Consider the following 12,466-nt stretch of genomic DNA (forward strand, 5'->3'; position numbering starts at 1 on the left):
TCAGGCCCGCCCCAGCAATTGGGCTCCGGACACATTCGACTCCCGGGCCATGAAGAACGCGGTGAAACCGTCCAGGAGTTCGGAGAGGCTGATCGTGCCGTCCTTGTCGACGTCGAGTTCGTCGAAACCGCGGTCGAGGTCACCGGGGTCGATGCGGCCGCCCGAGAACACCGTGCGGTATTCGTGCCGGTCGATACCCCCGCTGCCGTCGGTGTCCACCGCCTCGAACATGGCGCGCACTGCGTGGTGCACGCCGTCGCGCACATACGCCGGGTCCGCGTCGCAGTTGCGGAGGGTGGCCGCGACCCACTCCTCCTTGCTGATGTGCGCGTCACCGTCCGTGTCCATGGTGGAGCGCATGTGTTCCCACCACGCGGTGAAACCGGCGTACACCCTGTCCTCCTGTTCCGGGGAGAGCTCCAGCGGCCAGCACACGGCACGGGCCATCGCCTGGAGGTCGTGGGCGTCGATCCTGCCGTCGCCGGTCTGGTCGAGCACCTGGGAGAAGAAGCGGCCGAGCCGGTCCGCCCTGGAGTCGCGCTCCGGCCCGCGGACGGCCGCGGAAGCCACCGCTCGGACCAGCCCGAGGGGTCGCGCCAGGAGGCCCGCGCCGGGCAGGCCGAAGCCGCCGGAGCGGACGTCCGCCGTCTTCTCCAGAGCCCGGCCCGACATCGCGGCGGCGGCGATCGGCATGTACCGGCTGCGCACGGGCAACGGCTCCATCGCGGTGCGCGCCGTGCGGTGCACGGTCCGCGACAGCGTCAGATCGGCCTGACCCACGTGCAGGTGGAGCCGCTCCCGGTAGGTCCGCGGCAGTTGCGCGGCCACCGCGCCGGGCATCAGCATCGCGGCCGAGGAGCGCATCAGCGCCCACAGAGACGGACACCACTCCAGTACCGACGGTGTCGCGGCGCCCCGGTACATGTCCCGCATCAGGAAACGGACCTCGGTGTTGTCCTCCAGCACGTCGCGCTGCATCCGCTCGAAGTACTCCCAGAACCCGTCGAGATCGGGCGGCAGCAGGTCGTGCTCCAGACCGAAGGCGCCCAGCGTGGCACGCCACTCGCCGTACAGCCTCGTCTCGTCGGCGGCCGTGAGCGGCCGTCCCGCGAGCCGCTCCATGCTGCTCATCGCCTCGAACACGGTGCCGAGCACCCAAGCCCGAACCTCCGGCTGCCCGGCGGCGTAGGCGCGGCCCCGCTCGTCGGTGCCCTTGATGCGCCGGTGGGCGCGCAGGATCCGCTCCACCTCCTTGTGCCGCTGCTCGGGCGGTGCGTAGACGAAGCGCTGGAGGCTGATCAGGGTGTGATCGACGCGCCGCCAGGGGTGGGTGCGGTAGGTGGAGTGCTTGGCCAGACCGGCACCGACCACGGGGTGCGCCGCTTGCAGCACCAGCAGGCGGGGCATGACCAGCGCCATCCGCCACTGACCCAGCAGAGTCCAGGTCACCGACCCCGGGCCGGGGAAACCGCTCAGCTCGATGGGAGCGTCGGACGGGGAGGCCGGCAGAGGTGCGGTCATGACAGGGCGCCTTCCATGTGCTGTCGCCGGGCGGCGAGGAGGACCCTCAGCGAGGGCATCAGGGGGGTCCGGACGGTGTTCCGCGTCAGGCGGGGTGCGGCTCGCTCGACCGCCCGCAGCTGGATCCGGTGCACGTCGAGGAAGGCCGTCATGACGGGGACGAACTCGGCCGGCAGGAGCGGCAGGACGGCACGGGCCCGGCCGAGGGCCACGTCGGCGAGTTCGATCTGCCCGCGCAACTGCCGTCCGGTGTGCGGCAGGCAGGGCAGCCCCGCCCGTACGTCGTCGGCGAGGTCGCTGAGGCAGTCGATGCGCTGCGCCGCCTCGGCCGCGTCGCGCAGCGCGCGGACCACCTCGTGTGTGCGGCACCCGGGGTGGACCCCGCTGAGCAGGAGCATCAGCGGGTGCGAGACGCGGTCCACGTACGCCTGGAAGCCGCCCTCCGAACCGAAGTCGCGGTAGCCGAGGTCGCCGGCCATGCCGTCCATGAAGGTGCCCACCCACGTGTCGGGCAACCCGGTGCGGTCCAGGGTGTGCAGCAGCGCGGCCAGCCGGGGATCATCCGCACGGCGGTCGGCCAGAGCGGCCCGTACGGCTGTCTCCCACGCGCGGAAGCGGTGCGGGCGCCCGGCGGCCGGGCCGCTGTCGGCAGCCGTGTCCGTCGCGTGGGCGAACGCGTACAGGCACAGGATGTGCGGTTGCAGCCGGGCGGGAGCGAGGAGCCGGGTGGCGGCGTAGTAGGGGGGTTCGAGGCGGCGGACCTCGCGGGCGATGTCCCGGTAGGTGTTGCGCACCGCGAGCTCGTGGACCCCGGCGCGGTCCAGCGTGGCCCGGTAGGAGGCGGGCGGCACAAGCCTCATTCAGGCCGCCCCCGCGCTTCCGAAGCGGCGCTCGCGCCCGGCGTAGTCGGCCACCGCCTGCCACAGGGCGAAGCGGTCGAAGTCCGGGAAGAGGACGTCGGTGAAGTACAGCTCCGCGTAAGCGCACTGCCACAGCAGGAAGTTGCTGATCCGGTGTTCGCCCGAGGTGCGGATGAGCAGGTCCACATCGGGTACGCCGGGCTGGTACAGCCGGCTGGCCAGTGACGCGACGTCGATGCGGTCCGGGCTCAGCCGTCCGTCGGCGGCGTCCCGTGCCAACTCGGCGGCCGCGCGCAGTAGTTCGTCGCGGGCGCCGTAGTCGACGCAGAAGACCAGGTCCAGGGTCCGGTTGCCCCGGGTGAGCTGTTCGAAGTCGGCGAGGGTACGGCCGAGGGCGGCGGGCACACGGTCGCGCCGGCCGCACCACAGGGCACGTACACCCTTGGCGTGCAGCGTGGCGCGATGGTCGGTGACGAAGCCGCCGATGATCTCCAGGGTCCTTGCGACTTCCTCCGGTTCGCGTCGCCAGTTCTCGGTGGAGAACAGATAGAACGACAGGTACCGGACCCCTGCCTCCACAGCGCCGTCGATGGTGTCGAGCAGGCGGGGCACGGCGGCGGCGTGCCCGTCGTTGCGGGCAAGGCCACGGCGAGCGGCCCACCGGCCATTGCCGTCGACGATCAAGGCCACGTGTGCGGGCACCCGCTCCGGTGCCGGGAGAGGCGGCCGGCCTCTGGACGGATGAGACTCCGATGTCAATGACGGCAATGACGGCAATGACGGAAATGACGACGATGAGGCACCGGCCACTTTGTTCCACTCTCTTTCACGCTGCTCCCGGCCTCGTTCGTACCCAGGCCTCCGTACGCTGAATCGCCCCGAATTCAGGCGCGAATTACGTGGAGAAGAGCAGCAGGAAGAGCTGCGGGAAGGGGCACCAATGGAACGCACGCGCGAAATAGGCAGGCGATTTCACTCATGCGGGGTGAATTTCAGAGTTCCTCCCCGCACTGAACTGCCGAAGGAGTAATTGGCGCGTCATTTCCGGCACAGGATCTCGCCGTGGAGCACCACGAACCAGCCGTCCTCCTGGCCGCCCCATGCCCGCCACGCCGCCGCGATGTCCCGCAGCTGTCGTGCGTCCGCGTGGCCGCCCGAGAGCGCGCGCTCGGCGTACGAGGAGGCGACGGTGCGGTCCGCCCACAGCTCGCTCCACCAGGTGCGTTCCTCCTCGGAGGAGTAGCACCACGTGGCGGCGCTCGCGGTGATGTCCGTCAAGCCGGCCTCCAGGGCCCAGGACTTGAGGCGGCGCCCGGCGTCGGGCTCGCCGCCGTTGGCGCGGGCCACCCGCCGGTAGAGGTCCAGCCAGCCGTCCATGGCCGGCGCGTTCGGGTACCAGGTCATCGCCGCGTAGTCCGCGTCACGGACCGCGATGAGACCGCCCGGCTTGCAGACCCGCCGCATCTCGCTCAGTGCCCGCACCGGGTCGCCCACGTGCTGGAGCACCTGATGGGCGTGGACGACGCAGAAGGTGTCGTCGGGGTAGTCGAGGTCGTGCACGTCGGCGACGGCGAACTCCACGTTTTCCAGGCCGCGTTCGGCGGCCGTGGCGCGCGCCGTGCCGAGGATGTCGGGCGCGTGGTCCACGCCCGTGGCATGGCCGTCCGGGACCAGCTCCGCCAGGTCGGCGGTGATGGTGCCGGCGCCGCAGCCGATGTCGAGGATCTTCATGTGCGGCTCCAGCGAACCGATGAGGTACGCGGCCGAGTTGGCGGCGGTGCGCCAGGTGTGGGAACGCAGGACGGACTCGTGGTGCCCGTGCGTGTAGACGGCGGTCTCCTTCGGCATGGCGGAACTCCTCAAGGTTCGCTGCGTGCTTGCTGCGGTACGCCGAACCGTATGCCGCCATGCCGAAATATGAGACCCGCGTATCACTATGTGGTCAACGTGTGGTCAATGCGTGTGGTCAGCCAGTGGTGGGGAGCGGCCGGTAGACCGTCAGCGCCTCGGGCAGCTTGTCGAGCACCAACGCGCCCCGGACTTCGGCGACTTCACCGTCGTACGCCACGACCGTGCCGGGGCTGACGCCATCCACCCGCAGGCCGCGCAGCCGCAGCGACGCCTGGGCGGGGGAGCGGACCGCCGGACCGGCGAGCGCGGCGGCGAGCAGCCGTGCGCGCGGCCGGTGACCGCCGTGCACGATCCGCAGGTCCAGCAGCCCGTCCGCCATGTCGAGCCGGCGGCCCGGCCCGAGCCCATAGCGGTGGTACGTGCCGTTGCCCGCGAAGAGCAGCCACAACGGCCGCTCTCGCCCACGGAATTCGGCGGTCATCGGCTCCCGCGCGGACCGCGGCACCCGGAGGGCGGCGAGGACGGCCGCGGGCCGGTCGCCGAGACGGTGGGCCCAGCGCTCACGCCCGCGCACGAGTTCCGGATGGACGCCGATGCTGAAGGTGTTGAGGAAGATCCCCTCGGCCCGGCCCTGCGCGGCGGCGAGGCCGCCCCCGTCATCCGGCGAGGCGAAGCGCCCCACGTCGACCGCCACCGCACCGCCCTCCTCCACGGCGCGGCACAGGTCACGCGGCTCCTCCACCCCGATGTCGTACGCGAAGTGGTTCGGGGCGCCGCCCGGCAGCACCGCGAGCGGCAGCCCGTGGCGCAGGGCGACACCGGCCGCGGCGTTGACGCGGCCGTCGTCGCCGCACACTCCGAGGGCCCGCGCGCGAGCCGCCGCCTTCTCCAGCTCGCCGGGCATCGCCTCCCGGTCGCAGGTGATGACCTCCGCGAGCGGCAGGGCCTCGCGCAGGGCCTTCGTCCGCTCGTCCGCGCGGCCCCCGGCCTCGGCGACCAGGACCAGGCCGTCGCCGCCCGGCAGCGCGGGGGCATCGGCGCGCGGCCTGCCGGGCGAGGGCAGCTGGGTGCGGGTCGGCGCGAGGCCACGCACCGCGAAGGCGGCGCCCGCGCCGAGGGCCGCGCCCGCGAGGACGTCGCTCGGGAAGTGCACGCCGGTGTAGACGCGGGAGAGCGCCACCGCGCCCGCGACGGGCGCGACTCCCGCGCCCCAGCCCCGCGACTCCAGCGCCACCCCGGTCGCGAAGGCCGCGGCGGAGGCGGAGTGGCCCGAGGGGAACGACGTGGTGATGGGCTGCCGCTTCAGCTGCCGGATCAGCGGCACCGAATCGAGCATGGGCCGGGCGCGGCGCACCGAACGCTTGCCGAGCGTGTTGATGGTCGCGGAGGCCAGCGCGAGCGAGGCGACCCCGCGCACGGCGGCGCGGCGGGCCCGCGGCGAGCCGGTCGCCGCGATGGCCCCGGCCGCGGCGAACCACAGCACTCCGTGGTTGGCGCTGCGGCTGAGCCGGGGGAGGAAGCGGTCCGCGCCGGGCCAGTGCCGGGAGGCGACGGCTTCGAAGGCGCGGCAGTCGAGCGCGAGCAGCCTGGCACGCAGACCGTCCTGACGTGGAGCGGAGACATCTGTGGTCATACGGTGCGGGTACCCCGGGGCGGGCGCCGCCACCACCGCGGGGAAACCGGTTTGCCCTTGCGGGTGCCCGGCACGGACAATCCGGCCCATGGGACATCTGGAAGCCGCGCACCTGGAGTACTACTTGCCGGACGGGCGGGCGCTGCTCGGTGATGTCTCCTTCCGGGTCGGCGAGGGCGCCGTCGTCGCCCTCGTCGGGGCCAACGGCGCGGGCAAGACCACCCTGCTGCGGCTGATCTCCGGCGAGCTCCAGCCGCACGGCGGCAGCGTCACGGTGAGCGGCGGGCTCGGCGTGATGCCGCAGTTCGTGGGCTCAGTGCGGGACGAGAGCACCGTGCGTGACCTGCTGGTCTCGGTCTCCCACCCGCGGATACGGGAAGCCGCGAAGGCGGTGGACGCGGCCGAGCACGCGATCATGACGGTCGACGACGAGGCCGCCCAGATGAGCTACGCCCAGGCGCTCTCCGACTGGGCGGAGGCGCAGGGCTACGAGGCCGAGACGCTGTGGGACATCTGCACCACGGCCGCCCTCGGCATCCCCTATGACAAGGCCCAGTTCCGCGAGGTCCGCACCCTCTCCGGCGGCGAACAGAAACGCCTCGTCCTGGAGGCGCTGCTGCGCGGCTCCGACGAGGTCCTGCTCCTGGACGAGCCGGACAACTACCTCGACGTGCCCGGCAAGCGCTGGCTGGAGGAGCGGCTGCGGGAGACCCGCAAGACCGTGCTCTTCGTCTCCCACGACCGGGAGCTGCTCGCCCGCGCCGCCCAGAAGATCATCAGCGTGGAGCCGAGCCCCGAGGGCGCCGACGCGTGGGTGCACGGCGGCGGCTTCGAGACGTTCCACGAGGCCCGCAAGCAGCGCTTCGCCCGCTTCGAGGAGCTGCGCCGCCGCTGGGACGAGAAGCACGAGCAGCTGAAGAAGCTGGTGCGCACCCTGCGCCAGGCCGCCGACGTCAGCCACGAGATGGCCTCGCGCTACCACGCGGCGCAGACCAGGCTCCGCAAGTTCGAGGAGGCCGGGCCGCCGCCCGAGCCGCCGCGCGAGCAGGACATCACGATGCGCCTCCAGGGCGGACGTACCGGCGTACGGGCCGTGACCTGCGAGAACCTTGAGCTCACCGGCCTGATGAAGCCCTTCGACCTGGAGGTCTTCTACGGCGAGCGGGTCGCCGTCCTCGGCTCGAACGGCTCGGGCAAGTCGCACTTCCTGCGCCTGCTCGCGGGCGACACCGACAACCCGGTCCCGCACACCGGCCACTGGAAGCTCGGCGCGCGCGTCGTGCCGGGCCACTTCGCGCAGACCCACGCCCACCCGGAGCTGGCCGGCCGCACCCTCCTCGACATCCTGTGGCGCGAGCACGCGCAGGCCCGCGGCGCCGCCATGTCCCGGCTGCGGCGCTACGAGCTGACCGGTCAGGCCGAGCAGAAGTTCGAGCGCCTCTCAGGAGGCCAGCAGGCCCGCTTCCAAATCCTCCTCCTGGAGCTGGAGGGCTGCACGGCCCTGCTCCTCGACGAGCCGACCGACAACCTCGACCTGGAGTCCGCGGAGGCTCTCCAGGAGGGCCTCGAAGCCTTCCAGGGCACGGTCCTCGCCGTCACCCACGACCGCTGGTTCGCCCGCTCCTTCGACCGCTACCTGGTCTTCGGCAGCGACGGCCGGGTCCGCGAGACGCCCGAGCCGGTCTGGGACGAGCGCAGGGTGGAGCGCGCCCGCTAGGGCCTGTCTGACAATTCCCGCCTGCCTCGCGACGCCATGCACGCACTCTCGCCGCACCGGGCGCAGAGCCAAGTACATCCAGTACGAGGCCCTACGCCCGGCACGCCGAGAGCACGCACCTGACGCCGCGAGGCCGCCCTCCGGGCGACGACGGGAATTGTCAGACAGGCCCTAGGCGGCCGACGCGCCGCGCGCGCCCGCGCCGGGCGCGGTGCATCCTGGGGTAGTACGCGCCGAGGGGGTACCCGGGGGGCACCGGAGCGACGCGACAAGGAGCGATCCATGAGCAACGGAGTCGACCCGGGTCAGCTGGACGACCAGCAGCTCGTCAAGGAGCTGGAGGCGATTCACCGGACCCGGCACACCACCTTCCTGCACGGCTCGGACGACGCCCTGCAAACCCATGACGAACGGATGGCCGAGCTGGAGAGCGAATACCTGCGCCGCCATCCGCGCAGGTCCATCGCCCCGGGGCGGACCCGCTCAGGGGCGAGGGAGAGGGGAGGAACGGAGTCATGACAGCCGACCGCCCGCCCGTGCTGGCCCGGCACGGCGAGGCACTCGACCTCTTCACCGAGCGGGTGCACGCCGTGCGCGCCGACCAGTGGGACGCGCCCACCCCGTGCACCGACTGGACCGTGCGCGACCTGGTCAACCACCTCACGGCCGAGCAGCTGTGGGTGCCGCCCCTCCTCCGGGACGGCGCGACCGTCGACTCCGTCGGTGACTCCTTCGACGGTGACATGCTCGGCCCCGACCCGGTCGCCTCCTGGGACACCGCGGCCGCCGCGTCCCGCGCCGTGTTCCGCGAGCCGGGCGCCCTGGACCGCGCCGTCCACCTCTCCTTCGGCGAGACCCCCGCCACGTTCTACTGCGGTCAGATGACCACGGACCTGGTGGTGCACGCCTGGGACCTGTCCCGGGCGATCGGCGCCGACGAGACGCTGCCCGATGCCCTGGTCGACTTCTCCTTGGGGGAGATCTCGCCGTACGCGGAGGAACTGGCGAAGAGCGGCCTCTTCGACCCACCGGTGGAACCCCCGCCGGGCGCCGACGCCCAGACACGACTGCTGAGCATGGTCGGGCGCAGGGACGGACCTCGCGCCCCCGGCGCGGCTGCGGTCGGCGGCTGATTCTTTTCGCGCGTACCCGGGTACCCCACCCTCCATGAGAGTGGGCGTGGTGGACGTGGGGTCGAACACGGTGCGGCTCGTTGTCGCTGATGCCGACGGGCAGGTGCCGCTGCCGGTCCACACGGTGAAGCGGCGGCTGCGGCTCGCCCAGGACGTGGACCGGGACGGGCGGCTCGGCGAGGAGCCCGTCCACAGGCTCACGGACGCGGTGCGCGACGTCCAGGAGGAAGCGCACCGCTGGGGAGTGACGGAGCCGTTCGCCTTCGCCACGTCCATCGTGCGCGACGCGCCGAACCGGGCCGAGGTGCTCGACGCCGTGGAGGCCGGGACGGGGCTGCGGCTGCGCACGCTCTCCGGTGAGGCCGAGGCGGAGCTGACGTTCCTCGCCGCCCGCCGCTGGATGGGGTGGCGGGCGGGTCCGCTGGTGCTCTTCGACATCGGCGGCGGCACGTTCGAGGTGGCCTTCGGCCGCAGCAGGCTGCCCGACTACGCGGCCTCGCTGCCGCTGGGCGCCGGCCGGCTGACCCGGGAGTACTTCGACGTCCAGGACCCGCCGCGCCCCCGGGACATCAAGGCCGTACGCCGCCAGGTGCGCCACCAGCTGCGGGACGTGGCCGCGCGGATCCGCTGGGAGATGCCGCACACGGCGGTCGCCACCTCGCGTACGTTCCAGCAGCTGGCCCGCCTGTGCGGCGCCGCGCCGGGGCGCTACGGCCCGTTCGTACAGCGGGAGCTCGGCCGCCGTGAACTGGGCGTCGCGCTCCAGGAACTCGCACGGCTGCCCGCCGAGCACCGGGCGCAGCTGCCGGGGATCTCGGCCGCGCGGGCCGGCCAGTGCCTGGCGGGCGCGGTGGTCGCGCACACGGCGATGAAGCTGACCGGCCTCGAAGTGATGACCGTCTGCCCCTGGGCCCTGCGCGAGGGAATCCTGCTGCGCTACATCGAGGACGGCGACGCCGCCTGGTGGACCCAGGAGGACCACAGGGCCCCCAAGGGCGCGCGTGGCGGCGGCACGCCGCTCCGCCTCGCCGGCTCGACCTGACCCGGGCCGTGCCCGGGTCAGGCCTGGTGGATCCCCGGCCAGCTGTCCGGGTCGGCGCGGCTGATGTCCGCCAGCGCGGACGACGGGTCCTGGGAGAGCGCCAGATCACCGAGGCTGACCATGCCCACCGGGTGACCGTCCTCGACGACGGGCAGCCTGCGGACCGCGTGGTCCCGCATCAGTCCGACCGCGTCCGACACCGGGTCGTCAGGGGCCACCACCACGGGGTTGGGCGTGCAGACGGCCTCCGCGCTGACCGTCAGCGGATCGGCCCCGTCGGCCACGGCACGCAACGTGATGTCCCGGTCGGTGAGCACGCCGACCACCTGCCCGTCGGCGGCGACCAGCACGTCCCCGATGTCCTGGGCGCGCATGAGCTGCGCCGCTTCGACGAGAGAGGCATCGGGGCGCACCGCCACGACCCCCGGGGTCATGACGTCCCTTACGTAATCGGCCATGGCAGAGCCTTTCCTGGATGCGTGCTGCGTGCGTTCACCTGAGGTTCGTTCGTCGGTGGAGGTCCGTCTTCCGTCGGGGGACCCCACCCGCAGTACCCCTGTCGGGCGGGGCCATACCTCGGTGCCGGCCGTCACCTCGGTGCTAGGGCCTGTCTGACAATTCGCGTCGCGTCGCGAGGCAGGCGGGAATTGTCAGACAGGCCCTAGTCGTCTTCGCGCCCGCGCCGCTCGCCCACCCCCGGCAGGAACTCCTGCATCTTCGTCTTCAGGCCCTGCTTCAGCACCGAGGCCCGGTCCGCGTCGCCCTTGACGAGCGACTCCGCCGTCGCCTCCATCTGCTCCCACGTCGCGTGCGGAGGGATGGGCGGCACCGCCGGGTCGGTGCGGAAGTCCAGGACCGCGGGGCCCTCCGCGGCCAGGGCTGCCCGCCACGCGCCCTCCACGTCCTCGGGCCGCTCCACCCGGATGCCGGTGAGGCCGATGGAGCGCGCGAAGTCGGCGTACGGCACATCGGGCAGCGTCTGCGACGGCAGGAAGGACGGGGCGCCGCCCATGGCCCGCAGCTCCCACGTGACCTGGTTCAGGTCCTGGTTGTTCCAGACGGCGACGACCAGCCGCGGATCATCCCAGCGGTGCCGGTACTTGGCGGCCGTGATCAGCTCAGCCATGCCGTTCATCTGCATCGCGCCGTCCCCGACCAGGGCGATGACGGGACGGTTGGGGTGCGCGAACTTCGCCCCGATGGCGTACGGCACACCGCACCCCATCGTGGCCAGCGTCCCCGAGAGCGAGGCGCGCATGTCACCGCGCATCGTCAGATGGCGCGCGTACCAGTTCGCCACCGAGCCGGAGTCGGACGTGATGAGCGCGTTGTCGGGCAGCAGCGGATCCAGGGCGTGCGCCACGTACTCCGGGTTGACCGGGTCGGCGGACTGCTCGGCCCTGCGCCGCATCACCTCGTGCCAGCGCCTGACGTTCGCGCAGATCTCCGCCTGCCACTCACGGCTGACCGACCGGCGGTCCTTGTCGATCAGCGGGATCAGCTCGCGCAGCGTCGCCCGCGCGTCGCCGACGAGATTCACCTCGTAGGGATAGCGCATGCCGACCATGTGCGGGTCGATGTCGATCTGCACGCCCCGCGCCGAGCCGAACTCAGGCAGGAACTGCGCGTAGGGGAAGCTCGACCCGATCGTCAGGAGCGTGTCGCAGTCGCGCATCATCTCGTACGAGGGCCGGGTGCCAAGGAGGCCGATCGAACCGGTGACATAGGGGAGTTCGTCGCTCAGCGCGTCCTTGCCGAGCAGCGCCTTGGCGACGCCCGCGCCGAGCAGCTCCGCGATCTCCTCGACCTCGGCGCGCGCGCCCGCGGCGCCCTGGCCGATCAGGATCGCCGCCTTGTCGCCGGCGTTGAGGACCTCCGCCGCGCGCTCCAGGGCCGTCGGCGAGGGCAGCGCCGTCCAGCCGCTGCGGTCCAGGCTGGAGGGGACCATCTTGAACTCGTGGGAGGGCGGGGAGTAGTCCAGCTCCTGCACGTCACCGGGGATGATCACCGCGGTCGGGCAGCGGCGTGCGTACGCGGTGCGGATCGCCCGGTCGATGACGTTCGGCAACTGCTCGGGCACCGTCACCGTCTCCACGAAGTCGGACGCCACATCCTTGAACAGGGTGTGCAGATCGACCTCCTGCTGGTACGAGCCGCCCATCGCGCTGCGGTGCGTCTGCCCGACGATGGCGAGCACCGGCACATGGTCGAGCTTCGCGTCGTACAGGCCGTTGAGCAGATGAACGGCGCCCGGTCCCGACGTCGCCACGCACACGCCGAGGCGCTTGCCGAACTTGGCGTACCCCACCGCTTCGAACGCCGCCATCTCCTCGTGCCGCGCCTGCACGAACCGCGGCTGGTCCTGCGCCCTGCCCCACGCGGCGAGGAGGCCGTTGATGCCGTCGCCCGGATAGCCGAAGACCTGCTCGACGCCCCAGGCACGCAGCCTTTCCAGAATGTGGTCGGCGACCTTGACGCTCATGACGTGGCCTTCCGCGGTGATCGGGATCGAGGGTCACCCCTCCGGGTGTCCGGCGGGACCCGGAGGGAAACCTACGGCGGGACCCGGGGCGTTTGGCCCAGCACACGCGGGGCAGGCGAAGAAACAGTGCTTCGGACCGGAGGCACGTCCGTGGGAGCGGCCGCATCGCGCCCCGGGTGTGCCCCGTCGTGGTTCGAACGTCCGCGCGCACTCCCACGGTGACTGTC

General features: G+C 72.3%; 11 protein-coding genes. 4 read left to right on the plus strand and 7 right to left on the minus strand.

Annotation, left to right across the window (positions count from 1 at the left end; translation table 11 throughout):
• The 5 genes from ACF062_RS10910 to ACF062_RS10930 form a co-directional block, all read right to left on the minus strand.
• Nucleotides 1-1,521: an oxygenase MpaB family protein gene (locus tag ACF062_RS10910; RefSeq protein WP_392137412.1), complete on the minus strand. Its 1,521-nt coding sequence runs from the start codon at nt 1,519-1,521 to the stop codon at nt 1-3.
• A complete protein-coding gene (locus ACF062_RS10915) occupies nt 1,518-2,381 on the minus strand; it encodes a phytoene/squalene synthase family protein (RefSeq protein WP_392137413.1) in 864 nt (287 codons plus the stop codon). Before ACF062_RS10915 ends, ACF062_RS10910 begins: the two co-directional genes overlap by 4 nt.
• Nucleotides 2,382-3,071, minus strand: a complete 690-nt coding sequence (uppS, locus tag ACF062_RS10920) for a polyprenyl diphosphate synthase (protein WP_392137414.1) — start codon at nt 3,069-3,071, stop codon at nt 2,382-2,384.
• Nucleotides 3,072-3,419: 348 nt separating this feature from the next.
• A complete protein-coding gene (locus ACF062_RS10925) occupies nt 3,420-4,229 on the minus strand; it encodes a class I SAM-dependent methyltransferase (RefSeq protein ID WP_392137415.1) in 810 nt (269 codons plus the stop codon).
• A gap of 118 nt (nt 4,230-4,347) precedes the next feature.
• On the minus strand, nt 4,348-5,865 hold the full coding sequence (locus tag ACF062_RS10930) for a bifunctional phosphatase PAP2/diacylglycerol kinase family protein (protein ID WP_392137416.1): 1,518 nt from the start codon (nt 5,863-5,865) through the stop codon (nt 4,348-4,350).
• Nucleotides 5,866-5,953: 88 nt separating this feature from the next.
• Between ACF062_RS10930 and ACF062_RS10935 the strand changes: the two genes are divergently transcribed.
• The 4 genes from ACF062_RS10935 (at nt 5,954) to ACF062_RS10950 (ending at nt 9,757) form a co-directional block, all read left to right on the plus strand.
• Nucleotides 5,954-7,582 (plus strand): ATP-binding cassette domain-containing protein, encoded by a 1,629-nt coding sequence (locus ACF062_RS10935; RefSeq protein WP_356581260.1) that lies wholly within the window; start codon nt 5,954-5,956, stop codon nt 7,580-7,582.
• 282 nt (nt 7,583-7,864) lie between these two features.
• The gene (locus ACF062_RS10940) at nt 7,865-8,101 is read left to right on the plus strand and encodes a DUF6158 family protein (RefSeq protein ID WP_392137417.1); all 237 of its coding nucleotides are present in this window, start codon (nt 7,865-7,867) and stop codon (nt 8,099-8,101) included.
• On the plus strand, nt 8,098-8,715 hold the full coding sequence (locus tag ACF062_RS10945; protein WP_392137418.1) for a TIGR03086 family metal-binding protein: 618 nt from the start codon (nt 8,098-8,100) through the stop codon (nt 8,713-8,715). The genes ACF062_RS10940 and ACF062_RS10945 overlap by 4 nt, the downstream gene beginning before the upstream one ends.
• Before the next feature lie 34 nt (nt 8,716-8,749).
• Nucleotides 8,750-9,757, plus strand: coding sequence for a Ppx/GppA family phosphatase (locus ACF062_RS10950; RefSeq protein WP_392137419.1), 1,008 nt, complete (start codon nt 8,750-8,752; stop codon nt 9,755-9,757).
• A gap of 17 nt (nt 9,758-9,774) precedes the next feature.
• Here the strand turns inward: ACF062_RS10950 and ACF062_RS10955 are convergent, their stop codons facing one another.
• Together ACF062_RS10955 and ACF062_RS10960 are read right to left on the minus strand one after the other, a co-directional pair.
• Nucleotides 9,775-10,215 (minus strand): CBS domain-containing protein, encoded by a 441-nt coding sequence (locus ACF062_RS10955; RefSeq protein WP_392137420.1) that lies wholly within the window; start codon nt 10,213-10,215, stop codon nt 9,775-9,777.
• A 203-nt stretch (nt 10,216-10,418) separates the two neighbouring features.
• The gene (locus ACF062_RS10960; RefSeq protein WP_392137421.1) at nt 10,419-12,239 is read right to left on the minus strand and encodes a thiamine pyrophosphate-requiring protein; all 1,821 of its coding nucleotides are present in this window, start codon (nt 12,237-12,239) and stop codon (nt 10,419-10,421) included.
• Between the last annotated feature and the right edge of the window lie 227 nt (nt 12,240-12,466).

Source organism: Streptomyces sp. NPDC015345 (assembly GCF_043078805.1).
GTDB lineage: Bacteria > Actinomycetota > Actinomycetes > Streptomycetales > Streptomycetaceae > Streptomyces.